Here is a 23,469-nt window from a genome sequence, read left to right on the forward strand (position 1 = left end):
GCCGTCAGCCGTCAGCGCCCCGTGCTGCCCGTCCACCAGCAGGTGTCGGCCCGGGTGGAGAAGCCGAGCTTGCGGTAGAGGGGCTCGCCGAGCGAGGTGGCGACCAGGGTGGCCGGGCGGTCGGGGTGGGCGTGGGCCAGTGCGGCCTCCACCACGGCCCGGGCCACGCCCCGGCCGCGCCGCTCGGGCAGGGTGGCGACCCAGTACACCCCGGTGGCCTTGCCGTCGTCGTAGGTGAGGCAGGCTCCGGCCGGGGCGCCGTCGATGCGGCCCAGCCAGCCCCGGAGTCCGGGCTGGTGCAGCAGCGCCTCGGGGAGGGCGACACCCCGGGCCCAGGGCTGTCGGGCGGGCAGCGGGAAGCCGTCGACCACCACCCGCTCGACCAGCGCGAACTCGTCGGCGGCCAGCGCCTCATGCACCGTCAGGGAGCCGCGCTCGTGGCCCTTCTCCTTCGCCCGCCGCTCGGCCTCGACCCTGGCCTCGACCTCGACCTCGGCTTCGGCTTCGGCTTCGGCGAGGTCGAGCGGGCCGGGTTCGCGGACCATCACCGGCATGATCGGCATCCGGGAGGCGCCGAGCCGGCTCAGGTCGAGCCCGCCGTACGGGTCCTCGACGGTGAAGCGGACGGCCTCCCACTCGGCCAGGAGGTCGGCCAACTCCTGCTCCACCGCGCGGGGTTCGGCGTAGGGGCGGGTGATGACGACGCGCTGGGCGTCCTCCGGGGTGCGGGCGCAGCGGGCCGCCGTCCAGCCCGGGCCGGTGACGGTCCGCCAGTCGTGCGCGCGCGCCTGGGCGAGCCAGAAGGCGGCGGCGTTGTCGTTGGCCTGTTCGAGCCGGCTGTCGATGTTCACGGCAGGACCGTAACCCGGCCGTCGCGCCCGGGTTCGGCCGCCCCGGCCCTGGCCGGATGAAGCCTGGGAGGCGCATGGTCCGCACCTGTGCGCCCTCCTGTGCACCGCCGATTTTCGGTCAATTTCTTACGGGCGCCTCCCGCTTGGACATATCCGCAGCCCAGACCCGCCGGCCGGGTGCACGAAGCCCGGGAGCCCCGGGAACGGTCCTGCGACAACCAGCCACCCTTGCCCCGGCCCTCTTCCCAGAAGGGTCGACGGGTGCCACGCTTCGTGATCGAATGCATCACGCCAAATTGCCATGTCGACATAGCGTCGGATGGTGAACTTGTCACAACGGTGATGGTCCACCCGATAGATTTCGATCTTGGCGAGCAGTGCCGCACCACCCACACCACACCACCGAGGGGGCTTGAGCGCCTTGAGCAGGGTGAGCAGGAGCGACGCGGGTCCTGACAGCGGCCAGGCGACGGCCGGCATCGCGGGTCGGACCGCGAGAAGCACCGGCACCACCGCGATCGGCGCCACCACCCGCACCTCCGGCACCTCTGGTCCCACCGGTCACACGGGAGGGTCACCGCACCTCCCGCATCCGGCCTCGCAGGCCACCGCCGGAGGGTCCGCGGCCGAGACCGGCGGTCCGGTTCCGTACGGTTCGCAGCAGGCCCCGGGGGGCGGCCAGTCGGGCTTCGTCGGACAACCCGTCAGCCGGGGGTTCGTCAACCCGGCCCAGGCCCATCTCGGCGACCACCCGAACCATTCCGGCCACTTCGGCGGCGGCGCACACGCCTCCACCTACCCGGGCCACCCCGCCACCGCCGCCGCCCCCGGCCAGAGCGGCGTCACGGGCGGTGCGCTCGGCGGCCTCGGCCACAGCCCGGCAGGCACCCACGCGGGAAGCCACCCCGGCAGCCACCCCGGTGCCTACGCGAACGGCCACACCGGCGGCGGGGCCAACGGCTCCCCCACCGCGCTGGCCGTGGCGCCCCGCAAGCTGTCCGGCCGGCGGCGCCGGGAGACCGTCGCCGTGCTGATCTTCGGCGGCGCCCCGATCTTCGAGAGCTCCATCCCGCTCTCCGTCTTCGGCGTCGACCGCCAGGACGCCGGGGTGCCCCGCTACCGGCTGCTCGTCTGCGCCGGGGAGGACGGCCCGCTCGCCACCACCGGCGGCCTGACCCTCTCCGCCCCGTACGGCCTGGAGGCCCTCGCCCGGGCCGGCACGATCGTCGTACCGGCCTGGCGCTCGATCTCCCAGCCTCCGCCGGTCGAGGCGATCACCGCCCTGCGCAAGGCCCACCACGAGGGTGCCCGGATCATCGGGCTCTGCACGGGCGCCTTCGTCCTCGCCGCCGCAGGCCTGCTCGACGGCCGCCCGGCGACGACCCACTGGATGTACGCGCCGACCCTGGCCAAGCGCTACCCCCGGGTGCACGTCGACCCGCGCGAGCTCTTCGTGGACGACGGCGACGTGCTCACCTCGGCCGGCACCGCCGCCGGCATCGACCTGTGCCTGCACGTGGTGCGCACCGACCACGGCGCCGAGGCCGCCAATGCCCTGGCCCGCCGGCTGGTGGTGCCGAGCCGCCGCGGCGGCGGAGGCCAGGCCCAGTACATCGATCAGTCTTTACCGGAGGAGATCGGCAACGACCCGCTGGCCGAGGTGGTCACCTGGGCGCTGGAGAACCTCAACCAGCAGTTCGACGTCGAGGTGCTGGCGGCCCGCGCCTACATGAGCCGGCGCACCTTCGACCGGCGCTTCCGCACGCTCACCGGCAGCGCGCCGCTGCAGTGGCTGATCACCCAGCGGGTGCTGCAGGCGCAGCGGCTGCTGGAGACCTCGGAGCTGTCGGTGGACGACGTCGCGCGCCGCTGCGGCTTCCGGTCGCCGGTGGCGCTGCGCGGGCACTTCCGCCGACAGCTCGGGGTCTCCCCGGCCGCGTACCGGACGACCTACCGGGCCCGTCGGCCCGGGCAGCCGTCGCCCGCGCCGGGCGGGGCGCAGCACCTCGGCGAGCTTCGGCTGCCCGGAGCGCTGCCCCACCCCTCGGGCACGGCCGCGGGCGGACCGCTGTTCGGCGGTGCCGGGCACGGCGCCGCGGCCGCGTACCCGTTCCCCGCCACGGCGGGGGCGGGCGGCACCGGGGCGGGCGGCCCGGGAACGGCCGGGCAGGCCGTCCCGGGTCAGGGCGCCTCCTTCACACCGGGGCAGGCCGGGACGCCGGCCGCCGCCCAGTCGGCCTTCCCCCCGCGGGCCGGTCAGCCGTACCCGCACCAGCAGGCCGCGCAGCAACCGCACCCCGGGCAGCAGGGTGCGGGGCGCGGTCCGGCGCGGCCGCCGCTGGTACCGCCGCAGTCCGGCCCCGGCACCGGGCGTCCGTCCCGCACCGCCGAGCACGCGGCGGCCGAGGACGGCCACCCGCAGCCGGGCGCCCGCGGCCAGGGCCAGGGGCACCGCAGCGCGGTCGACCGGGCCTCGGACGAGGCCGGCGCACCCGGGGCGGGCTCCGGCGCCCGCGCCCATGGCGCGCCCGGCGGTCGGATCCCGGCCGGCGGAGCGGGTGGACCGAGCGGAGCGGGCACGGCGGGCGGAGCGCCCGGCGGCCGGGCCGTCCGGGCGCCGCAGATCCGCGCCCAGGCGGCCGCCCCCGGCACCGCCGGTGCGGCGGGCGTACGGGCCGCGGCGGCGCGCGAAGCACGTCCGGAACCGGGCGCCCAGGGCTTCCGCGACCCGCACGACACCCGGGCCCCCCGGTCCGAGGCGGAGGAACGGGACGCCCACCCGGTGCGCGACGGCCGCCAGGCCGAGCACCCGGACGGGCAGGAGCACCGTGCCGAGGCCGGCGCCCCGGCACCCCGCTCGGCTCCACCGGTCCCCGCGGCGCGTGATCGCGCCGTAGGGTGAGTGCGTGAATGACCGCTTGGTATGGATCGACTGTGAAATGACTGGCCTCGACCTCGACCGGGACGCCCTGGTCGAGGTCGCGGTGCTGGTGACGGACTCCGAGCTGAACGTCCTCGGCGAGGGCGTGGACGTCGTCATCCGCCCGCCGGCGGAGGCGCTGGCCGGCATGCCCGACGTGGTGCGCGAGATGCACACCGCCTCCGGCCTGCTGGACGAGCTGGACCAGGGCGTGACCCTGGCCGAGGCCGAGGAACTGGTGCTCGCCTACGTGCGCGAGCACGCGCCGGAGGCCGGGAAGACGCCGCTGTGCGGCAACTCGGTGGCCACCGACCGCGGCTTCCTGGCCCGGGACATGCGCGCGCTGGAGAAGCACCTGCACTACCGGATCGTGGACGTCTCCTCGATCAAGGAGCTGGCCCGCCGCTGGTACCCGAAGGCGTACTACAACAGCCCGCCGAAGGGCGGCAACCACCGGGCCCTCGCCGACATCCGCGAGAGCATCGCCGAACTGCGGTACTACCGCGAGGCGGTGTTCGTCCCCCAGCCCGGGCCCGACGCCGACACCGCGCGCGCCATCGCGGAGAAGCACCAGGTCACCGCGGACTGAACCGGGGTGCTCGCGTGAACGGCGGGGAAATCCTGGCGCGAGCACCCTCCCGGATCCTGTAGAGTTCTCTCTGTCGGCACGGGAACGCGAGAGCGGGAACGGGTCGGACAGATGGTGGGTATAGCTCAGTTGGTAGAGCACCTGGTTGTGGTCCAGGTGGCCGCGGGTTCGAGTCCCGTTACTCACCCCAGAGCCTGAGGGGCCGATCTCTTCAAGAGATCGGCCCCTCAGGCGTTTTCGCGTTCCCGCCGGTCCGCGCGGTCTCAAGTCCGGCTCTCGACAGGCCCATGCCGTTGCGATTGCTCGAGGTCACCCCTGCCGCCGGATGCTACCGACTAGTAACATCGTCGCCATGACCACACCTACGATCGGCCAGATGCTCGACTCCACCGTGCCGATGGCGCACACCCTCAAGCTCGAGTACCTGGAGACCTCCCCCGAGCGCGCCGTGCTCCGGCTCCCGGACCAGGCCGAGTACCACAACCACCTCGGCGGCCCGCACGCCGGCGCGATGTTCACCCTCGCCGAGTCCGCCAGCGGCTGCATCGTGCTCGCCGCCTTCGGCGCCCAGCTCTCCCGCGCCGTGCCGCTGGCCGTGAACGCCGAGATCGCATACAAGAAGCTCGCCATGGGTGAGGTCACCGCCACCGCCGTCCTCGGCCGCCCGGCCGCCGAGGTCGTCGCCGAGCTGGACGAGGGCGGCCGCCCCGAGTTCCCCGTCACCGTCGAGATCACCCGCGCCGACGGCGCCGTCACCGGCGTGATGACGGTCACCTGGACGCTGCGCCCCAACTCCTGACCCCAACCCACAGCCCCAACCCATGACCGGAGCACGGCCGGTGGCCCCGCGAGCGGCGCTCCCGGGCCACCGGTGCGGCGGCCGTCCGTGACCTGGGACGCCCACGGATCGTTCTCGACTCACGTGCGAGCCAATCACGCGGAGCAGCCCGAAACCACGCCGACCGTCAGCGGCACCCCCGCCGGAACGGGCCTGCGGTACGGGATCGGCCGGTGGCTGCCCCGCCCCCGCGCCGTCGCCGCCGGCGGGGCGCTGATCGCACAGCTGTGGGGCTTCGGCGGGGCCGTCGCGTACGCCGCCAACGCCGAACCGCCACGGGACCGGAACCACCCGGCCGTCCGCCGGGCACCGCAGAGCGGCGTCGAAGCGCTGGGCGAGGACGCCGTCGGTACGGTCGGCGGCGTCCTGCGGGAGCGCATCCGCTCCGGCGGGCTCCCCCTGCCCGGCCAACAGGCCGCGCTCCCCGACGCGTTCGCCCTCGCCTCGGGCCTGCTCCCCGCCGTCCCCGCCCAGGCCCGGCCCGCCGAGACCCGCGCCTCCCGCAACGGCGAACCGACCGAGCGGCCCACCGTCCCCCGCCAGCGCGGCGCCGCCGAGCGGCCGCGCGAGGCGCGGCAGCCCTCCGAAGCCCGTACGGAGGCGGCGCCGACGGCCGGCGCGAACGGGGCGGCCACCGCGGCGCCCGGGCCCGCCGCCGGGCAGGCGCCGGCCGGCGGCGCCGCGAGCGGAGGCGGGTCGCCGGAGGCGATCGCGTTCGCGGACACCGCGACGGTCGGCGAGGTCGGGGACGACTCCACCACCGCGACCGCCGTCCTCGCCCCCATCGGCGCCGGACTGCTGCTCACCGGCGCGGCCATGTGCAAGCACCGCGGGCTGCCCCGAGGGCATTAAGAACTGGGCAACACCAGTTCCATCAGGGGCAGTTCGCGGCCCGGGATCGATCCGGACGGGATGCTCCCGATGCGGGTGGCGCCCATCGCCCGGTAGAAGGGCTCGGCGTTCGGGTCCGCGTCGATGGTGAAACGGCGCAGACCGAGCGCCACCGCCCGGGCCCGCACATGGTCGAACAGCGCACGGCCGACGCCCCGGCCGATCTCCTCGGGCTCGACGAACAGCATGTCGAGGCTGCCGCCCGGAGGCTCCGCCGCCAGCGCGACGAACCCCAGGAGGCGGCCGTCCTCCTCGGCCACGGCCGCGTCGAGCCGGCCCAACGCGGCCTCGTCCAGGGCGAGTTCCTCACGGCAGGCGGCCATGAACGCCTCGTCGTAACCCCAGTGCGCCTTGGACCGCAGCGCGAGCCCGGTGAGCAGGCCGGCCTCCTCCGGCCGGGCCGGTCGAATCACCATGACACTCCCCTCGGACAGCCGACGGCCTTGGGGAACCAAGGTCGCACACCGAGCATGGCCGCGGGCCCGCGTCAGCGGAAGACGCCCGGGGGTGGGGCGGGTGACGGGGCGGCGGTCGCGTCGGTGGCCGGGGTGGCTCCGGCAGCGAAGGAGAGGAGGGCGGGGCCGTGCTCGACGCGGGCGTGGGCGGAGTCGGAGGCGGCGCGGCGGGTGAGGTCGGGGATGGGGAGGGGGGTGTGGGCGGCGGCGAGGACGAGGTTGCCGAAGCGTTTGCCGCGCAGGACGGCGGGGTCGGCGATGAGGCAGAGCTCGGGGAAGACCGCGGCGAGGGTGGCGACCTGGGAGCGGGCGAAGGGCAGGGCGGCGCCGTCGGCGATGTTGGCGGTGTACCAGCCGCCGGGGGCGAGGGCGCGGGCGGCGAGGGTGGTGAACTCGACGGTGGTGCAGTGGGCGGGGGTGCGGGCGCCGGAGAAGACGTCGGTGATGACGAGGTCGACACTGGCTTCGGGGGTGCGTTCCAGGACGCCGCGGGCGTCGGCTCCGCGCACCTTGATCTGCCAGCCGCGGTCCAGGGGCAGTTCGGTGCGGACGAGTTCGGTGAGCCCGGTGTCGATCTCGGCGACCTGCTGGCGCGAGCGCGGCCGGGTGGCGGCGACGTAGCGGGCCAGGGTGAGGGCGCCGCCGCCGAGGTGCAGGACGGTGAGGGGGCGGCCGGGCGGGGCCGCGAGATCGATGAGGTGGCCGAGGCGGCGCTGGTACTCGAAGCCGAGGTGGGTGGGGTCGGCGAGGTCGACGAGGGACTGCGGGGCGCCGTCGATCAGGAGGGTCCAGGCGGCGGGGCGGTCCCGGTCGGGGCGCAGTTCGGCCTGGCCGGAGCCGACCGTGCGGGTGAGGGGCCCCTGGGCGTGGGTGCGGCCGCCCGGCCCGGTGGTGTCGGCGCTCTCGCCGCCGCGTGCGGCCCTGCTACTTCGTCCCATAGGACGATTATCTCCGCAGACGCAGGGGACCCCGCAGGTCAGAAGGGCCCGAGGCCGCCCGCGGTGAGCGTGCAGGCGGCCTCGCAGAGGGCGGAGCGCAGGACCCAGGCGTCGGTGGGCCGGACGGTGAGGGCGGCGCCGGTCGGGGGGACGACCCAGCGCGGGTCGGTGGCGGGGGGCAGGAGGGCGCCGGCCGTACAGGAGCTGCCGGGCAGGTGCCAGGTCTCGGCGGTGCCGCCGGGAACGAGGAAGGCGACGGTACTGCCGTTGCGGCTCTGGAGGACGGTGCCGCAGGCGCGGCGCAGGCGCAGGATGTCGACGGCTTCGAGGCCGTGCCGCAGGGCGACGGTCACGGTGTCGCAGCCGGTGACCGGGCCGCCCTGCTCGTGGGAGGCTCGGCCGCCGTCGACCGGCCCCCGGCCGGGGATCCGGTCCTCGGCGGGGTCGGGGAGCAGGGCGGGGGCTGCGGCGGCGTGCACGCGCCCGGGACGGTACGGCAGTCCGGTGGCCATCATCGGCCCTCCTCCATGTACCTCGTCCGGGTACCTCGTCGGATCGGAAGCACCGCCGCGGGGTGGGGGCCGCCGGGGACGGCGGGGGGTGGGCGGGGCGTTCCACGTATCAGGACAACGCGGCAGTGCGCCCGAAGGCCACGGGGCGCCTTACAGCAAGGCATGGCATTTCATGGCGGATTACCCGTAACTTCGCCCGTTTCCTCCCGGATTGCCCGCACATCGCCCGCGAACCGACTGTGCTCGTCCGGTGACTCCGAGTACTGTCGGCGCCATGGCAGCCACCCCACCGGCCGAGCCGAACCGCCCGTCCCCCAACACCGCGATGCGCGCCCTGCGCGGGGACCGCTCCCCCGGGGAGTTCGCGACGGCGGTGCGCCGGGCCGCCCGCGAGATCGGCGAGCACGTGTCCTGCGACGCCCGGTACGTCGGGCGGGTCGAGGCCGGTGAGATCCGCTGCCCCAACTACGCCTACGAGCGGGTGTTCCGGCACATGTGGCCGGACCGCACGCTCGCCGACCTCGGCTTCGCCCCCCGGACCTCCGTCCGCCGCCGCCCGGCGGACGCGGGCCCCGACGTCCCTGGAAGACCCGACACCCCCGGAAGACCCGACACCCCCGGAAGACCCGACGCCCCCGGAAGAACGGAAGCGTTTCTGCCCCTGCCCGCCCCGCGCTCAGCACCGTCCACCCAACTCCCGTACGCTGCCTCGCCGTACGCGGATTCCGCCGCTCCGGACGGGCCGTCGTGGCCGGGTGTCGGCACGGCGCCCCGGGGCCCCGGCGGGCCGCCCCATCTCGACGAGGAGAACGACGACGTGCGTCGCCGTACGTTCCTGGCCGGCGGCACCACCGCGCTGGCCACCACGATCGGCCTGGACCGGACGGCTTCGGCCGCGCCGGGCCCCGCCGTCCACCTTCCCGGCCAGGCCCGGGCGCCCATCGCCGAAACGATCACCCGGACGCCCGCCCCCGAGCTCGGCCCCCCGGCCGCCCACGCCCTGTTCGGATCCGGCCGGGCCGGTGTCGTCCCCGGCAGACCGGGGCAGGTGCCACCGCTGCGCCGGGTCGGCCACGCCGAGGTGCTCGGCGTGGAGCGGGCCGTCCGGGAGATCCGCGTGGCCGACGACGCGCACGGCGCGGACGCCCTGTACGAGCGGGCCGGGCAGTCGCTGCGCCATGCGTACGTGCTGCTCAACGAGGGCGAGTACAGCGCCGAGACGGAGCGCCGTCTCCAGGCGGGGGCGGGTGAACTCGCCATCTCGGTCGGATGGTTGGCCCACGACTCGAACCGGCTCGCGGACGCCCGCTCCTTCTACTCCGAGGCGCTGGCCACCGCCCGGATGGCCGGGGACTCCGCGCTGGAGGCGCACGTCTTCTGCAACAGCGCCTTCCTGGCCCGGGACGCCGGCCGCCCCCGCGAGGCACTGCGCGCCGCCCAGGCCGGACAGGCGGCCGCCCGGCACCTGGGCTCGGACCGGCTGCTCGCCCTGCTGGCCATGCGCGAGGCCGGCGGCTGGGCGGTGCTGCGCGACCGCCCGGGCTGCGAACGGGCGCTCGCCCGGGCGTACACCCTGTTCGAGCGCGGCCCCTCGGAACTCGACCCGGAGTGGATGTCCTTCTTCGGGGAGGCGGAGATCGCCGGGCTGCAGTCGCAGTGCTGGTCGGCGCTCGGCGAGTGGGATCGCGCCAGCGAGCAGGCCGGGCTGGCGATGGCGCTGCAGCGGCCGCACTTCGTCCGCAACCAGGCGCTGTACACCGCCGAGCTGGCCCATGACCGCCTCGGCCGGGGGGACTTGGCGGGGGCGGCGCACCACGGGTCGGCGGCCGTCGCGCTGTTCGGCGAGGTCCGCTCGGCCCGTGTCCGCAGCATGCTGGCGGACACGGCCGAGCGGTTGCGCCCGCACGCCGCGGTGCCCGAGGTGGGCGACTTCCTGACGGGCTACGACGGGTTCGCCGCCGCCTGAGAGGTCCGACGCACCGTCAGATCACCGCTCAGTGCCCGGAGTTCAGCCCCTCCAGGTGCGAGAGGTCGTTCCACACCTCGACGGCCGGGGCGCCGTACTCCCAGGACAGCACGCACAGCGCCGCCGTGCCGAGCTTGAACCGCTGGGCGAACTCGGGCGGCAGGCCCAGCCAGCGCGCGGTCAGGATGCGCAGCAGGTGCCCGTGCGCGAACAGGACCACGTCCCGGTCGGCGCAGTGCATCACGGTGGTGTCCGACTCGGGGACGCCGTGCTCGGAGTTGAGCTCGGCGAGGAAGCCGTCCACCCGGGCGGCGACCTCGGAGAGCTTCTCGCCGCCGGGCACGCCGTCGCGCCAGATCAGCCAGCCGGGGTGGTCGGTGGCGCGGATGTCGGCGCCGGTGCGGCCCTCGTACTGGCCGTAGTCCCACTCCAGGAGCTCGGGGCGGTCCACCGCGCGGTCGCCGAAACCGGCGAGTTCGCAGGTCTCCCTGGCCCGGCCGAGGGGGCTGGTGTAGACGAGCGCGTCCGGCAGCCCGTTCCAGGGGGCTTTGGCGAGGCGCGCGCCGAGCGCCCTGGCCATGGCGCGGCCGTCCTCGGTGAGGGGGATGTCGGTGCGGCCGGTGTGGCGGCCGGTGGCGGACCACGCGGTCTCGCCGTGGCGGACCAGCACGATTCGGGCGGGCATGGAGGCTCCTCGCAAACGGGGCGGTCAACGGTACGGTCTCACCCTTGAGCACCGGTCCCCATGATCCCGCACCCGCCGGGCGCCCACGATCCAGGGCCCTCACGGACGCGAGCGGACGCGAGCGGACGAGAGCGGACGCGAGCGGGCCCGTGCGCGCACCGCGTTGTCGGACCCGGATGCGACACTGGGCCGCACCATGAACGTCTCGACGAACGTCCCGCCCCGCGGGCCCGCTGAGCCGCTCGCCCGGCGGCTCGCCGAGCTGCGAGGACCGGCTCCCCAGCGCAGTCTGAACGCCCGCTCCCTCGCCGCGCTCGCCGCCAATCCGGGCTGTCACCGCCGCGCCGTGCTCGACGCGGCCGGGGTCGACAAGTCCGCCCTGGCCTCCCGGCTCGGCCGCCCCGCCCCCTTCGGGCAGTCCCCCTTCGCGATCGCCCGTGGCGTGATCTTCGAGTCACGCCTCAAGGCCGACGGCTACGCAGCGCTGCTCGAGCCGCTGCGCGCCCACCTCGGCGTCCCGGCGGACGAGCGCACCCCGCTGGAGGTGCCGGACCTGCTGCCGCGCTCCGGCCCGGCGGTGCGCGCCGACCGTACGGCCGAGGCGCTGGCCAGGGCCGCCGCCGAACCGGACACCTGGACGCTGCTCGACCACCCGATGCTGCGCCTGGAGGTGGCCGGCAGCACCGCCTACCTGGAGCCGGACGCCGTCGTGGTGCACGGCGGCCGCTGCACGGTGGTGGAGATCAAGTCCTTCCCCGTACTGGACGGCACGGCGGACCCGGCCAAGGTCGGCGCCGCCGCCCGCCAGGCCGCGGTGTACGTGCTGGCGCTCCAGCGCGCCGCCGCCGCGGCGGCCGGGCAGCCCCTCGCCGAGAGCCCGTACGCCGAGCAGCGGCTGCCGGGCAGCCCCCACACCGGCGTACTGCTGGTCTGCCCGAAGGACTTCGGCAACCGGCCGACCGCCGTGGCCGTCGACGTTCGCCGCGAACTGGCCACCACCCGGCGCCAGTTGAGCCGGATGACCGGCATCGGCGCGCTGCTCGCCGAGCTCCCGGACGGCACCGACCTCGACCTGTCCGCCACCGAGGACGGCACGCCCGTACGGACGGACGAACAGCTGGCCGACGCCGTCGAGTCGATGCCCGCCGCGTACAGCCCGGACTGCCTCTCCACCTGCGAACTCGGCTTCCACTGCCGCGCCCGGGCCCGCTGCGGCGACCGCGTCGAGCAGCTCGGCCGGGGCGTGCGCGGCGAGCTGGGCAGCATCCGCACGGTGACGGACGCCCTGGCCGCCGCCTCCGGCACCGACCGGGAGGACGACGCCGCCGAGCGCCTCGCCTACGCGGCGGCGCTGCGCGCGGAAGCGCTGGGCACATGAGCGAGAGCGGCGAGCGAATCATCAGAAGGTGCGTATGAGTCTGCTGACCACCCTCGCCCGGCTGGAGGCCGTCCGCAGCGGGCGGGCCGAGCCGCTGGCCACCGTCCGGCACCGGCACCTGTCCGAGCGCCCGATGGTGCTCGTCCCGCTGACCGCCGCCGGTGAGTCCGGCGCGCCGCTGGCCGTGATGCTGGGCACCGACCGGGACGCGCCCCGGCTGCACCTGGTGCCGCAGCCGCTCAACCGCACCCTGCGCTTCGACTTCCTGGCCGCGCTCGCCGCCGACCTGCTGCCCTACCTGGAGTCCTTCGGCGAGGACGTCGAGCAGATCGAGGGCTCCGAGAAGGACCCGGAGACCGGCGAGAAGACCCAGGTGTTCCGCGAGCTGTGCGCCGACGCGCCGCAGGTGATCGTGCCCAACGGCGCGGGTGTGCAGCACCTCGCGCTGATCGGCCGCTCCACCCGGTTCCGGCGCACCGCCGAGGACGCCGACCCGGGCCCGTACCCGGCGCCGCTGCGGGTGCCGCTGCTCGGCCGCTGGCTCACCCACCTCACCGACCGCGCCCAGGTGCCCGGCTCCAGCCTGCTGCTGCCGATGACGGGCCTGCTCGCCCGGCACTGGGCCACCGGCCAGAGCCACCTGGAGGACCAGCACCTGGCCGCCCACCTCGCCTGGCACGCCCCGCCGCCCGGGCTGACCGGCGCGCAGGCCGCCGAGCTGGCCGAGTCCGCACGGGACGAGCACCACCAGCTGCTGCACCCCCCGGCCGGCCCGGCCACCGACCCGCGCTTCGACGAGCTCGTGCTCGCCCCGGCGATCACCCGCTACGACGCGGCCGTCGGAGCGCTCCAGCACGCCACCGACCAGGACACCGGCCAGGCCGACGAGCGCGCCGCCGCCCGCGCCCGCAAGGCCGTCCGGGAGGCGCACGAACAGCTGGAGCAGGCCCTGTCCGGCGTCCTGCTGCCGACCTGGCGGAACGTCTGGCAGGGCCTGGACCTGCTGCGCGCCCTGCCGCCGGCCGCCCACCTGGAGGAGCGCTGGACGGGCGACCGCTGGTCCTACACCGGCCACCGGGACCGCCTCGCCGCCGGCGAGCCCCCGCAGCCCCGCCAAGACGACGCCGTCACCGCCGCCCGCAAGCTCGCCCAGCGCGAGCGCGAGCAGGCCCGCCTCGACGTGCAGGAAGCGCTGGACGATCCGCTGGCGATGGCCGAACACCGGCTCTCCGGCGAGGCGTTCAGCGGCGTGGTCACGGAGGTGGTGCCGGACTGGGACACCACCGGACGCTCCCCCAAGCCCCGCCCGCTGCTCACCCTGCGCACCGCCGACCGCCCGCACGCCGACCTCGGCCGCGAGGCGCACCGGGTGCACAGTCCGTCGGCGCAGAAGGCCCGGATCGTCGAGGTCGACCCGGCCGAGGGCACCATCACCCTGCGGGTGCTCTCCGGCATGGGCCGCAGGAAGGACCCGGAGCCGGGCAGCCTGCCCGAGCCGGGCGAGACGGTCACCTTCACCCTGTTCGAGCTGACGGTCCGCCAGTCGGCGCCGCTGCCCGAGCCGGACGACACCCCGTGGACGCACGGCGGCCCGCCCGGCGCCGAGCCCGTACGCGCCGCCGTACAGTCCGCCGCCGGACCCTCCGCCGCCGGACCGTCCGCAGCCGCCGCTTCCGAGGATTGGGAATGATGAGCGAGCAGTCCCCCGGCGCGGCCGCCGACGCCGCCGTGGCCCGCATCCTGGCCGCGACCGTCCACCCGGCGCCCGGCGCCCCGCGCGGCGTGGTGGTGGACTCCCCGCCCGGCGCCGGCAAGTCGACCCTGGTGGTGCGGGCCGCCCGCGAGCTGGTCGGGGCCGGGGAGCGACTGATGATCGTCGCCCAGACCAACGGCCAGGTGGACGACCTGGTCGGCCGACTGGCCGAGAAGGCCCCGGAGTTGACGATCGGGCGGCTGCACGCGACGGACTCCCGCCCCGGCCCCGAGGTGCTGCGGCACGCCAACGTCACCCCCTCCGACAAGGTCACCGACCTGGCCGAGCACGACGTGGTGATCTCCACCTCCGCCAAGTGGCAGTGGGTGCGCGCCGAGGCGCCCTGGCGGCACGCGATCGTCGACGAGGCGTACCAGATGCGCTCGGACGCCCTCCTCGCCGTGGCCCGGCTCTTCGAACGGGCGCTGTTCGTCGGCGACCCGGGCCAGCTGGACCCGTTCACCGTCGTCGGCACCGAGCAGTGGGCGGGCCTGTCCTACGACCCGTCCGGCAGCGCCGTGGTGACGATGCTGGCGCACAACCCGCAGATCGAGCCGCACCGGCTGCCGGTCTCCTGGCGCCTGCCCGCCAGCGCGGCCCCGCTGATCTCGCAGGCGTTCTACCCGTACACCCCGTTCCGCTCCGGCACCGGCCCGGACGACCGCACCCTCACCGCCTCCGTCCGCCCGGACGGCTCGGCGCTGGACGCGGTGATCGACCGGGCCGCCGAGCACGGCTGGTCGCTGCTGGAGCTGCCCGCCCGGCACACCGTACGGACCGACCCGCAGGCGGTGGCGGCCGTCGCCGCCACCGTGCGCCGGCTGCTGGAGCGCGGGCTGACGGCCCGCTCCGAGCAGGGCGAGGCGCCGCTGACCGCCGACCGGATCGCCGTCGGCACCGCGCACCGGGACCAGGCGGCGGCCGTGCGCGCGGCCCTGGTCAAGGCGGGCGTCCCGGTGGACGGCGAGGCCGGGCCCGCCGTCACGGTGGACACCGCCAACCGGCTGCAGGGCCGCGAGTACGACGTCACCGTGGTGCTGCACCCGCTCTCCGGCCGCCCCGACGCGACCGCCTTCCACCTGGAGACCGGCCGCCTGTGCGTGCTCGCCTCCCGGCACCGGCACGCCTGCATCGTGGTGGCCCGGGCCGGGATCGCCGAGCTGCTCGACGAGCACCCGGCCACCGAGCCGGTGCAGTTGGGCGTCCCGGTGGCCTTCCCGGACGGCTGGGAGGCCAACCACCAGGTGCTGCAGCACCTGAGCGGCCACCGGGTGCACCTGCGCTGAAGGCCGGGAGAAGCAGCTACTCGGTCTCGCAGACGGCGAACGCCTTGATCCGGGCCCGGTCGGCCCGCACGAGCCAGCTGCGCCCGTCCGGCGACGGGGCGTTGTGGACGACGGTGTCGGGCGTGCCGGAGGGCAGCTGGTACCCGCCGCCGGTCAGGTGGCTGCCGCTCGGGCAGGAGGCCTGCGACCAACCGCCGGGGGCGCTCACCGGGCCCTCCACCACCAGGGCGGTCTCGGCGGCGAAGGCCGGCGAGGCCGTGGCCGGGCCGAGGGCGGCGGCGGTCAGCAAGGCGCCGAGGGGCAGGATCTTCCGTACGGACACGAGGTCTCCCGGGGGTGTGGGTGTCGGGACGCACCCACGACAACGGGTTCGCATGCGATCCAGATGCGCGGCGCTCGGAGCACTCCCCCGGCGCGCGCCGGGGAATAGCGCCCGCACGCGCACCGTTCCGTTACCGGCCGTCCCCGCGCGACAATGGACGGCGGCCACGACCGGGCGGGCATGCCCGGAGCACGTCCCCGCCCACTCCACCCTCAGATCCCGGAGGTGTCCGTCCCATGCCCGACTCCCGTGCAGAGTCGACCGAGCCCACCAGGCGGCTGCGTCCGGCGGAGCTGCTCTTCGAGCCGCAGGCCGCCGAGCCCGAGCCGGAACGATTCTTCGACCTGGAGTCGATCGACGACCCGGCCGAGCTGCTGCGCCGTTCCACCGAGCTCGCCCTGGCCTTCCGGGCGGCCGCCGAGCGGGCCACGGACTTCCAGGCCGTCGCCGCCGCCCAGCTCGCCGACCCGCGCCGCTTCGACGCGCTCTCGGACGGCGAGATCGCCGAGCGCGCGGACTGGACCCCGGACTACGCCGCCAAGATGATCGAGTACGGCCGCGGACTGCTCCAGCCGCGCCGCCACGAGAGCTAGCCCGCGCGCCGGTCCACAGCGCGACCCGTACGCCTCTGGCATATGCCGCTGGCGGAGGGTACGCGATCGCCCGTCCCCCTGTCCGGCGAACCCCGCTTTCCGCCCCACCGCCTCCGCGCACCGAGCACGCTGCTGGGCGTGGACACCGTAGAGACCGTGGACAGCTGGACGCATCAGTCGGTGGAGTACGTCACCGTGGCCGGCGAGGCGTGGCTCGCCTCCGCCAGCGAGTACCCGCGCAGCATGCGCGCCCTGTGGGAGACCCGCCCCTGGGCGCCCGCGGTGCTGCCCTGCGGGCGGGCCTTCGACGTGATCAGCATGCCGGGCCTGTTCGGCCGCCGGGTGCTGGACGAGCTGTGGGCCTCCGGCCCGGGCTGCGGCCCGGTGGCGACGTACCGGGGCCGGACGCTGCTGTTCGTCCAGCCCGGCGCGGCGCCCCGGCTGCGGCGGCTGCTGGCCTGGGAGGAGTGGGCCCGGGACGTGCCGCCGCTGCTGTGCCACGGCAGGGGCGACACGGTGACCGTCCCGCCCGTCCAGCGGATGGTGCACGGGCCCGACTCCCCGGGGCGGGGCTCCGGGCGCTGGATCGTCGCCCCCGAGGAGCGCGAGCCCCGGCTGCCCGGCGCCTCGGTCACCCTCTGGGCCTGCGTCCGGGCCGCCCGGGAGCCGGCCGCGCCGCCGGCCGCCGACCCGGTGGTCCTGTCCGGGAGGTGAACGGGGAGCGACCGGTATTCGATTTTGGCCCGGCCGCCGGGCGCTGCTAGAGTCTTCTCTGTCAGCAGGCGCCGCTAGCTCAGTTGGTTAGAGCAGCTGACTCTTAATCAGCGGGTCCGGGGTTCGAGTCCCTGGCGGCGCACAGACAGCCGGAAGGCCCTTCGCGAGAGCGAAGGGCCTTCCGGCGTTTTCGGCACCCGAAAGCGAACCGGGCCGCCCGCCCCGAGGAGGAGCGGACGGCCCGGACGGGGGCCTCAGCGACCGCGCAGCGCGCGGTAGCGGGCGACCAGCTCGGCGGTGGAGCTGTCCAGCTGCTCGGCGCCCTCGCCGGTGAGCAGCACCGGCTCGATCCGCTTGGCGAGCACCTTGCCCAGCTCGACGCCCCACTGGTCGAAGGAGTCGATGTTCCAGATCGCGCCCTGGACGAACACCTTGTGCTCGTACAGCGCGACCAGCTGGCCCAGCACCGAGGGGGTCAGCTCCCCGGCCAGGAGGGTGGTGGTCGGGTGGTTGCCCTGGAAGGTCTTGTGCGGCACCAGCTCGGTGGGCACGCCCTCGGCGGCGACCTCCTCCGGGGTCTTGCCGAAGGCCAGCGCCTGGGTCTGGGCGAAGAAGTTGGCCAGCAGCAGGTCGTGCTGGGCGACCAGACCGGGCAGCAGGTCCGCGACGGGCTTGGCGAAGCCGATGAAGTCGGCCGGGATCACCTTGGTGCCCTGGTGCAGCAGCTGGTAGTAAGCGTGCTGACCGTTGGTGCCGGGGGTGCCCCAGACCACCGGGCCGGTCTGCCAGTCGACGGGGGTGCCGTCACGCGTCACCGACTTGCCGTTGGACTCCATGTCCAGCTGCTGCAGGTAGGCGGTGAACTTGGACAGGTAGTGCGAGTACGGCAGCACCGCGTGCGCCTGGGCGTCGAAGAACGCGCCGTACCAGACGCCCAGCAGGCCGAGCAGCAGCGGGACGTTCTCCTCCGCCGGGGCGGTGCGGAAGTGCTCGTCGACCAGGTGGAAGCCGTCCAGCATCTCGCGGAAGGCGTCCGGGCCGATGGCGATCATCAGCGAGAGGCCGATCGCCGAGTCGTAGGAGTAGCGGCCGCCGACCCAGTCCCAGAACTCGAACATGTTGGCCGTGTCGATGCCGAAGTCCTGCACGCCCTGGGCGTTGGTGGACAGCGCCACGAAGTGCTTGGCCACCGCCTCGTTGCCGGCGCCGAGGCCCGTCAGCAGCCAGTCGCGGGCGGAGACGGCGTTGGTGATCGTCTCGATGGTGGTGAAGGTCTTCGAGGCGACGATGAACAGCGTCTCGGCCGGGTCGAGGTCGCGGACGGCCTCGTGCAGGTCGGCGCCGTCCACGTTGGAGACGAAGCGGACGTCGAGGTCGCGCTTCGCGTACGAGCGGAGCACCTCGTAGGCCATCGCGGGGCCGAGGTCGGAGCCGCCGATGCCGATGTTCACGACGGTGCGGATGGGCTTGCCGGTGAAGCCCGTCCACTCGCCGCTGCGGACCCGCTCGGAGAAGGCGGCCATCTTGTCCAGGACGGCGTGCACCTCGGGCACCACGTTCTCGCCGTCGACCTCGACCACGGCGCCGCGCGGGGCGCGCAGGGCGGTGTGCAGGACGGCGCGGTGCTCGGTGACGTTGATCTTCTCGCCGCGGAACATGGCGTCGCGCAGCTCGGCGACTCCGGTGGCGGCGGCGAGGTCGCGCAGCAGGGCGAGGGTCTCGTCGGTGACCAGGTTCTTGGAGAAGTCCACGTGCAGGTCGCCGACCCGGAGCGTGTGGCGGCGGCCGCGCTCGGGGTCGGCGGCGAACAGGTCGCGCAGGTGGGTGTCGCCGAGCTCGGCCCGGTGCTTGCCGAGCGCGGCCCACTGGGGGGTGCGGTCGAGCGGGGTGCGGGCGTCGGCGCGGGTCTCCGACATCGGGGTTCCTCGATTCATCTGGGTGCGGATGTCTACCGGCAGGGCCAGGCGTGTGAGGGTTCGCGAGGTCGAGCGGTGTCCGGGGTGTGCGCCGACTCCGTTGACGGCCTGCCCGGGTTCACCCTATGCAACCCGGGCGGCCCTCCCGCACATTCCGGCCGGGCACCGCCGGAGACGTCGAGCCCCGGGCTGCCGAACCGTCACTTCCGCTCCGAGCGCAGGTCGAGCCCCCGCAGGACGTGGTCGACCATCTCCGGGTCGGCGCCGGCCTCGCTGCGGGCGACGAGCATCTCGCGGCGGGAGGCGGCGATCATCTCCTGCTCGACGTCGCGGGCGGCCCGCCACTGGGCGAGGCGCTGCTTCGCCTCGGACGCCTCCTCCTCCGCGTAGTTCTCCGGGCAGAGCCGGGCGAGGCGGTCGTGCTGACGGTCCCGCAGGCGGTCGGCGACCTCGGAGGGCAGCCTGTCCTGCTCCTCCAGTTCGCCGAGTCGCTGGAGCCCGGCCTTGGCCGCGCGCCACCACAGCTGCCGTACGGCCTGTTCGTGGGCGTCCTGGTCGATGTCCAGCTGGAAGCGCTTGGCCAGCCAGGGCAGCGTCAGGCCCTGGACCAGCAAGGTGAACAGGACGACGCTGAAGGCGATGAAGACCAGTCGGCCGCGCTCGGGGAAGTCCTCGCCGGAGTGCAGGGTGAGCGGGATGGCGAGGGCCAGGGCGACGGTGGCCACGCCGCGCATGCCGGACCACCAGAGGATCACGCTCTCCTTCCAGCTGAAGGGGGTGTCCTCCTCGTCGCCACTGCGCAGCTTCTTGGACAGCCAGCCGGCGGGCAGCAGCCAGAGCAGCCGGACGACCACGACCACCGCGATGACCACGGCGGCGTCGCCGATGAAGCCGGTCCAGCCCCGGCCGGCCTCCTTGAGGACGGTGGCCAGTTCCAGGCCGATCAGGCCGAAGGCGACGCCGGTGATGAGGATCTCGACGACCTCCCAGAAGGCGTTGCCGACGAGCCGGTAGGAGACGGCGTCGGCGTCGGAGGCCCGTTCGGCGAGGTAGAGCGCGCAGATCACGACGGCGAGGACGCCGGAGCCGTGGATCTCCTCGGCGATGGTGTAGGCGGCGAAGGGCACCAGCAGGTTGAGCGCGACCTGCTGGGTCGGGTCCTCCAGCCGTTCGGCGAGCTTGGTGTTGACCCAGCCGAGCACGACGCCGACCACGACGGCGACGACGGCGGAGAGCACGAAGCGCAGCACGGCGTGGCCGACCGAGAAGTCGCCGCTGACCACGGCCTCGATGGCCAGGGAGTAGATGACGATCGCGGTGACGTCGTTGAACAGGCCCTCGCTCTCCAGGATCGCGACCAGGCGCCGGGGCAGCCCGACGCTGCCGGCCACGGCGACGGCGGCCACCGGGTCGGGCGGGGAGACGAGCGCGCCGACGGCGATGGCGGCGGCGAGCGGCAGGGCGGGCAGCAGCCAGTGGACGGCGCCGGCCACCGCGACGGTGGTGACCACCACCAGGGCGACGGCCAGCAGCAGGATCGAGCGGGCGTTGGCCTTGAAGTAGCGCACCGAGGAGCGCCGGGCGACGGCGAAGATCAGCGGCGGCAGGACCAGCGGCAGGATCAGCTCGGGCTCGATGGTGACGTCCGGGATCTGCGGCACGATCGCCATGACGATGCCGAGCAGGGTCATCAGGACGGGCTGCGGCACCCCCGTCCGGCGGGCGAGCGGCATGGTCACCACGGAGGCGAGCAGCACCAGGAAGAACAGGGGCAGCTGGCCCACGGGGAGGTTCCTCTCGACGACGGACGGCTGAGCGCCGCCCAGGATAAATCCGACAATGTGCCCACCAGTGACGACACGCCGAACACCAGCTTGACCTCAAGCGGACTTCAGGTTCGAAGATCGGGAGCGTTCGAGTCCACGCACGGGGATTCGAGTCCACGTACGAGGGAGGGGTACCCCATGAAGGCTGTCGTCGTTCCGGAGTTCGGCGGTCCCGAGGTCCTGCGCACCGCCGAGCTGCCCGACCCGGAGCCCGGGCCGGGCGAGGTCCGGGTGCGGGTCCACGCCGCCGGGGTGCAGCCGGTGGACCTGGCCGTCCGGAGCGGGTACAGCCCGCCCGGGGCCGTCCTCGCCCTGCCCGCCGTCCTCGGCAACGAGTTCGCCGGGGTGGTCGACCGGACGGGCCCGGGCGTCGAGCGCTGGAAGACCGGCGACGAGGTGATCGGCTTCCGCACCCTGACCGCCCAGGCCGAGCTAGTCGTGGTGGACGCGGGCCAGCTGGCCGCCAAGCCCGCCGCGATGCCCTGGGAGCAGGCCGGCGCGCTCTCCGCCTCCGGCCAGACGGCGCACACCGCGCTCTCGGTGCTCGGGGTCGGCCCCGGCGACACCGTGCTGGTCCACGGCGCCTCCGGCGGGGTGGGCACCATCGCCGTCCAGCTCGCCCGCGCCTGGGGCGCCACGGTGGTCGCCACCGCGAGCGAGCGCAACCACGCCTACCTGCGCGAGCTGGGCGCACTGCCCGTCGCGTACGGGGAGGGGCTGGTCGAGCGCGTCCGGGCGGTGGCGCCGCAGGGCGTGGACGCGGCCCTGGACGCCGCCGGGCGCGGGGCGCTGGAGGCCTCGCTCGAGCTGGTCGCCGACCGGGCGCGGATCGGCACCCTCGTCGACTTCGAGGGCGCCGCGAAGCACGGGGTGCACGCGGTGCGCACCGACCGCACGGCCGAGCGGCTCACCCGGCTGGTCGAGCTGTGGGAGGCGGGCGGACTGCGGGTGGAGGTCGCCGAGACGCTGCCGATGGAGCGGGCCGCCGAGGCGCACCGGCTGGTGGGGACCGGGCACGTGCGGGGCAAGGTGGTGCTGACGTTCTGAACCGGTGCCGGCGTTCTAAACCTCGCCGAGGGGGCGGATTCCGGGCCGATTGTGTGTTTCGGCTGCTGACCAGGTAATGTTCTCCACGTCAGCAGGCGCCGCTAGCTCAGTTGGTTAGAGCAGCTGACTCTTAATCAGCGGGTCCGGGGTTCGAGTCCCTGGCGGCGCACAGACAGCCGGAAGGCCCTTCGCGAGAGCGAAGGGCCTTCCGGCGTTTTGCGCCCCCTGTCGACGGCGATGACAGGCCGTGGCAGGAAAGGTGGGAAACAGGTCATTGCTGCCACCTCCGGCCGCTGACAGTGTGTCCGTATGAGAGCGCGCAGCGTGGTCCTCGTCCTGTACGACGGCGTGCAGAGCCTGGACGTCACCGGGCCCCTGGAGGTGTTCACGGGTGCGGGCGCCGCCGCCCGCCGGCCCGGCGCGTACCGGGTGACCACCGCCTCCCCCGGCGGCGCCGCCGTGCGCAGCAGCAGCGGGCTGCGGATGCTGCCGGACGCGGACCTGGCCGAGGCCGGGCCCGTGCACACCCTGCTGGTCCCCGGCGGCGAGGTCGTCGAGGACCCGGACGGGGCGCTGGTGGCCGCCGTACGGGAGCTGGCCGGGCGGGCGGAGCGGGTGGTGTCGGTGTGCACCGGGGCCTTCCTGCTCGCCGAGGCCGGGCTGCTGGACGGGCGGCGGGCGACCACCCACTGGTCGTACTGCGAGGCGCTGGCCGCGCGGTACCCCCGCGTCCAGGTCGACCCCGACCCGATCCACGTCCGGGACGGGCACATCGCCACCTCGGCCGGGGTCACCGCCGGGATCGACCTGGCGCTGGCCCTGGTCGAGGAGGACCTCGGGCGGGAGGCCGCGCTGCTCGTCGCCCGGCACCTGGTGATGTTCCTGCGCCGGCCCGGCAACCAGGCCCAGTTCAGCACCCAGCTGGCCGCCCAGGTGGCCGCGCGGCAACCCCTGCGCGAGCTGCAGCGCTGGATCGCCGAGCACCCGGAGGCCGACCTGTCGGTGGAGGAGCTGGCCCGCCGCGCGGCGCTGTCGCCCCGGCACTTCGCCCGGGCCTTCGCCGCCGAGGTGGGCGTGACCCCGGGCCGGTACGTGGACGGGGTCCGGCTGGAGGCCGCCCGCCGCCGGCTGGAGGACACCGACGAGGGCGTCGAGGAGATCGCGCGCTCCTGCGGCTACGGCACCCCGGAGGCGATGCGGCGCGCCTTCGTCCGGGCCCTGGCCGCCCCGCCCGCCGAGTACCGGCGCCGCTTCCGCCCCGCCCCTGTCCCGACATCCCCTGGAGGTCACTGATGCGCATCGCCGTCCTGCTGTACGAGAACTTCACCGCCCTGGACGCGGTCGGCCCGTACGAGGTGCTGTCCCGCGTCCCCGGCGCCGAGGTGGTGTTCACCGCCGCCCGGCGCGGGCCGGTGCGCACCGACATGGCGAGCCTGGCGCTCACCGCCGACGCCTCGCTGGAGGAGGTGACCTCGGCCGACGTGCTGCTGGTGCCCGGCGGGCCGGGGACGGCGGAGCAGCTCGGCGACGAGGCCGTGCTGGAGTGGGTGCGTGCCGTGGACGCGACGACCACCTGGACGACCTCGGTCTGCTCCGGCTCGCTGATCCTGGGCGCCGCCGGGCTGCTCGGCGGGCGGCGGGCCACCTCGCACTGGGTCTGCCTGGACCAGCTGCCCCTCTTCGGCGCGCAGCCGTCGGGGACGGAGCGGATCGTCGTCGACGGCAAGTACGCGACAGCGGCCGGGGTTTCGGCCGGCATCGACCTGGCGCTCACCCTCACCGGGCTGATGGCCGGGGGGAGGGTGGCGGAGTCGATCCAGCTGGTCATCGAGTACGACCCGCAGCCGCCGTACTCGGCGGGCTCGGTCGCGACGGCCCCGGCCGGGCTGGTGGAGGAGCTGAAGGCCACCAACCTGCTGCTGGTGTAGGGAAGTTGAGCAGGTGCCCCACATCCCTGGAGGGATGCGGGGCACCTGCTGCCGTCGTCAG

Annotated in this window: 20 protein-coding genes, 3 tRNA genes and 1 pseudogene; 16 read left to right on the plus strand and 8 right to left on the minus strand. The window is 75.0% G+C overall.

The window, feature by feature from the left end:
* Positions 1–11 precede the first annotated feature (11 nt).
* A complete protein-coding gene (locus tag ACIBCA_RS27765) occupies positions 12–851 on the minus strand; it encodes a GNAT family N-acetyltransferase (protein ID WP_396285744.1) in 840 nt (279 codons plus the stop codon).
* A gap of 973 nt (positions 852–1,824) precedes the next feature.
* Between ACIBCA_RS27765 and ACIBCA_RS27770 the strand changes: the two are divergent.
* The 5 genes and pseudogenes from ACIBCA_RS27770 to ACIBCA_RS27790 form a co-directional block, all read left to right on the plus strand.
* Positions 1,825–2,824 (plus strand): annotated as a pseudogene (locus ACIBCA_RS27770) (helix-turn-helix domain-containing protein); the annotation flags it as partial.
* 933 nt (positions 2,825–3,757) lie between these two features.
* Entirely contained in the window at positions 3,758–4,360 is a 603-nt protein-coding gene (orn, locus tag ACIBCA_RS27775) for an oligoribonuclease (RefSeq protein WP_031069842.1), read from the plus strand.
* 114 nt (positions 4,361–4,474) lie between these two features.
* A tRNA-His gene (locus tag ACIBCA_RS27780) sits at positions 4,475–4,550 on the plus strand.
* A 162-nt stretch (positions 4,551–4,712) separates the two neighbouring features.
* Complete coding sequence (locus ACIBCA_RS27785; RefSeq protein ID WP_396285745.1) at positions 4,713–5,159, plus strand: DUF4442 domain-containing protein; 447 nt, start codon at positions 4,713–4,715, stop codon at positions 5,157–5,159.
* Between the two features lie 123 nt (positions 5,160–5,282).
* Entirely contained in the window at positions 5,283–6,050 is a 768-nt protein-coding gene (locus tag ACIBCA_RS27790) for a hypothetical protein (RefSeq protein WP_396285746.1), read from the plus strand.
* Here the strand turns inward: ACIBCA_RS27790 and ACIBCA_RS27795 are convergent.
* The 3 genes from ACIBCA_RS27795 to ACIBCA_RS27805 all read right to left on the minus strand — a co-directional run bounded on the left by ACIBCA_RS27795 (position 6,047) and on the right by ACIBCA_RS27805 (position 7,997).
* A complete protein-coding gene (locus tag ACIBCA_RS27795) occupies positions 6,047–6,505 on the minus strand; it encodes a GNAT family N-acetyltransferase (protein ID WP_396285747.1) in 459 nt (152 codons plus the stop codon). The two genes, ACIBCA_RS27790 and ACIBCA_RS27795, sit on opposite strands and share 4 nt — an antisense overlap.
* A 71-nt stretch (positions 6,506–6,576) precedes the next feature.
* Positions 6,577–7,482 (minus strand): spermidine synthase, encoded by a 906-nt coding sequence (locus ACIBCA_RS27800; RefSeq protein WP_396285748.1) that lies wholly within the window; start codon positions 7,480–7,482, stop codon positions 6,577–6,579.
* A gap of 38 nt (positions 7,483–7,520) precedes the next feature.
* Positions 7,521–7,997: a hypothetical protein gene (locus ACIBCA_RS27805; protein WP_396285749.1), complete on the minus strand. Its 477-nt coding sequence runs from the start codon at positions 7,995–7,997 to the stop codon at positions 7,521–7,523.
* 271 nt (positions 7,998–8,268) lie between these two features.
* On the opposite strand from ACIBCA_RS27805, the gene ACIBCA_RS27810 reads away from it, so the two are divergent.
* Complete coding sequence (locus ACIBCA_RS27810) at positions 8,269–9,960, plus strand: tetratricopeptide repeat protein (protein WP_396285750.1); 1,692 nt, start codon at positions 8,269–8,271, stop codon at positions 9,958–9,960.
* A 28-nt stretch (positions 9,961–9,988) separates the two neighbouring features.
* Here the strand turns inward: ACIBCA_RS27810 and ACIBCA_RS27815 are convergent, their stop codons facing one another.
* A complete protein-coding gene (locus ACIBCA_RS27815; protein ID WP_396285751.1) occupies positions 9,989–10,645 on the minus strand; it encodes a histidine phosphatase family protein in 657 nt (218 codons plus the stop codon).
* Positions 10,646–10,841: 196 nt separating this feature from the next.
* Here ACIBCA_RS27815 and ACIBCA_RS27820 point away from each other — a divergent pair, with 196 nt between their 5' ends.
* From ACIBCA_RS27820 to ACIBCA_RS27830, 3 genes are read left to right on the plus strand one after another with little or no spacing between them, the layout of a single operon-like run.
* Positions 10,842–12,023, plus strand: coding sequence for a hypothetical protein (locus ACIBCA_RS27820; RefSeq protein ID WP_396285752.1), 1,182 nt, complete (start codon positions 10,842–10,844; stop codon positions 12,021–12,023).
* A 34-nt stretch (positions 12,024–12,057) separates the two neighbouring features.
* A complete protein-coding gene (locus ACIBCA_RS27825; protein WP_396285753.1) occupies positions 12,058–13,713 on the plus strand; it encodes a hypothetical protein in 1,656 nt (551 codons plus the stop codon).
* Positions 13,710–15,062 carry an AAA domain-containing protein gene (locus ACIBCA_RS27830; protein WP_396285754.1) on the plus strand — a complete coding sequence of 451 codons (1,353 nt, stop codon included), beginning with the start codon at positions 13,710–13,712 and terminating at the stop codon, positions 15,060–15,062. Before ACIBCA_RS27825 ends, ACIBCA_RS27830 begins: the two co-directional genes overlap by 4 nt.
* A gap of 16 nt (positions 15,063–15,078) precedes the next feature.
* Here the strand turns inward: ACIBCA_RS27830 and ACIBCA_RS27835 are convergent, their stop codons facing one another.
* The gene (locus ACIBCA_RS27835; RefSeq protein WP_396285755.1) at positions 15,079–15,384 is read right to left on the minus strand and encodes a hypothetical protein; all 306 of its coding nucleotides are present in this window, start codon (positions 15,382–15,384) and stop codon (positions 15,079–15,081) included.
* A gap of 236 nt (positions 15,385–15,620) precedes the next feature.
* On the opposite strand from ACIBCA_RS27835, the gene ACIBCA_RS27840 reads away from it, so the two are divergent.
* The 3 genes from ACIBCA_RS27840 to ACIBCA_RS27850 all read left to right on the plus strand — a co-directional run bounded on the left by ACIBCA_RS27840 (position 15,621) and on the right by ACIBCA_RS27850 (position 16,833).
* On the plus strand, positions 15,621–15,977 hold the full coding sequence (locus tag ACIBCA_RS27840; RefSeq protein WP_396285756.1) for a hypothetical protein: 357 nt from the start codon (positions 15,621–15,623) through the stop codon (positions 15,975–15,977).
* Between the two features lie 132 nt (positions 15,978–16,109).
* Positions 16,110–16,691 carry a bifunctional DNA primase/polymerase gene (locus ACIBCA_RS27845; RefSeq protein ID WP_396285940.1) on the plus strand — a complete coding sequence of 194 codons (582 nt, stop codon included), beginning with the start codon at positions 16,110–16,112 and terminating at the stop codon, positions 16,689–16,691.
* A gap of 68 nt (positions 16,692–16,759) precedes the next feature.
* A tRNA-Lys gene (locus tag ACIBCA_RS27850) sits at positions 16,760–16,833 on the plus strand.
* Between the two features lie 112 nt (positions 16,834–16,945).
* Here the strand turns inward: ACIBCA_RS27850 and pgi are convergent.
* Positions 16,946–18,607, minus strand: a complete 1,662-nt coding sequence (gene pgi / locus ACIBCA_RS27855; RefSeq protein ID WP_396285757.1) for a glucose-6-phosphate isomerase — start codon at positions 18,605–18,607, stop codon at positions 16,946–16,948.
* 200 nt (positions 18,608–18,807) lie between these two features.
* Entirely contained in the window at positions 18,808–20,391 is a 1,584-nt protein-coding gene (locus tag ACIBCA_RS27860; protein WP_396285758.1) for a Na+/H+ antiporter, read from the minus strand.
* Positions 20,392–20,571: 180 nt separating this feature from the next.
* Here ACIBCA_RS27860 and ACIBCA_RS27865 point away from each other — a divergent pair, with 180 nt between their 5' ends.
* From ACIBCA_RS27865 to ACIBCA_RS27880, 4 genes are all read left to right on the plus strand, one after another.
* Entirely contained in the window at positions 20,572–21,480 is a 909-nt protein-coding gene (locus ACIBCA_RS27865; RefSeq protein ID WP_396285759.1) for an NADP-dependent oxidoreductase, read from the plus strand.
* Positions 21,481–21,575: 95 nt separating this feature from the next.
* Positions 21,576–21,649: transfer RNA gene (locus tag ACIBCA_RS27870), tRNA-Lys, on the plus strand.
* A gap of 140 nt (positions 21,650–21,789) precedes the next feature.
* The gene (locus tag ACIBCA_RS27875) at positions 21,790–22,773 is read left to right on the plus strand and encodes a GlxA family transcriptional regulator (protein WP_396285760.1); all 984 of its coding nucleotides are present in this window, start codon (positions 21,790–21,792) and stop codon (positions 22,771–22,773) included.
* The gene (locus ACIBCA_RS27880) at positions 22,773–23,408 is read left to right on the plus strand and encodes a DJ-1/PfpI family protein (protein WP_396285761.1); all 636 of its coding nucleotides are present in this window, start codon (positions 22,773–22,775) and stop codon (positions 23,406–23,408) included. The genes ACIBCA_RS27875 and ACIBCA_RS27880 overlap by 1 nt, the downstream gene beginning before the upstream one ends.
* The last annotated feature ends 61 nt before the right edge of the window (positions 23,409–23,469 follow it).

This window comes from Kitasatospora sp. NPDC051170 (assembly GCF_044455705.1).
Lineage (GTDB): Bacteria > Actinomycetota > Actinomycetes > Streptomycetales > Streptomycetaceae > Kitasatospora.

Excerpts from the sequence above, each read along its gene's own strand:
- ACIBCA_RS27785 (WP_396285745.1), top strand. The coding sequence starts at position 4,713 with ATGACCACACCTACGATCGGCCAGATGCTCGACTCCACCGTGCCGATG.
- ACIBCA_RS27795 (WP_396285747.1), bottom strand. The coding sequence starts at position 6,505 with ATGGTGATTCGACCGGCCCGGCCGGAGGAGGCCGGCCTGCTCACCGGG.
- ACIBCA_RS27800 (WP_396285748.1), bottom strand. The coding sequence starts at position 7,482 with ATGGGACGAAGTAGCAGGGCCGCACGCGGCGGCGAGAGCGCCGACACC.
- ACIBCA_RS27805 (WP_396285749.1), bottom strand. The coding sequence starts at position 7,997 with ATGATGGCCACCGGACTGCCGTACCGTCCCGGGCGCGTGCACGCCGCC.
- ACIBCA_RS27810 (WP_396285750.1), top strand. The coding sequence starts at position 8,269 with ATGGCAGCCACCCCACCGGCCGAGCCGAACCGCCCGTCCCCCAACACC.
- ACIBCA_RS27815 (WP_396285751.1), bottom strand. The coding sequence starts at position 10,645 with ATGCCCGCCCGAATCGTGCTGGTCCGCCACGGCGAGACCGCGTGGTCC.
- ACIBCA_RS27820 (WP_396285752.1), top strand. The coding sequence starts at position 10,842 with ATGAACGTCTCGACGAACGTCCCGCCCCGCGGGCCCGCTGAGCCGCTC.
- ACIBCA_RS27825 (WP_396285753.1), top strand. The coding sequence starts at position 12,058 with ATGAGTCTGCTGACCACCCTCGCCCGGCTGGAGGCCGTCCGCAGCGGG.
- ACIBCA_RS27830 (WP_396285754.1), top strand. The coding sequence starts at position 13,710 with ATGATGAGCGAGCAGTCCCCCGGCGCGGCCGCCGACGCCGCCGTGGCC.
- ACIBCA_RS27840 (WP_396285756.1), top strand. The coding sequence starts at position 15,621 with ATGCCCGACTCCCGTGCAGAGTCGACCGAGCCCACCAGGCGGCTGCGT.
- pgi (WP_396285757.1), bottom strand. The coding sequence starts at position 18,607 with ATGTCGGAGACCCGCGCCGACGCCCGCACCCCGCTCGACCGCACCCCC.
- ACIBCA_RS27865 (WP_396285759.1), top strand. The coding sequence starts at position 20,572 with ATGAAGGCTGTCGTCGTTCCGGAGTTCGGCGGTCCCGAGGTCCTGCGC.
- ACIBCA_RS27875 (WP_396285760.1), top strand. The coding sequence starts at position 21,790 with ATGAGAGCGCGCAGCGTGGTCCTCGTCCTGTACGACGGCGTGCAGAGC.
- ACIBCA_RS27880 (WP_396285761.1), top strand. The coding sequence starts at position 22,773 with ATGCGCATCGCCGTCCTGCTGTACGAGAACTTCACCGCCCTGGACGCG.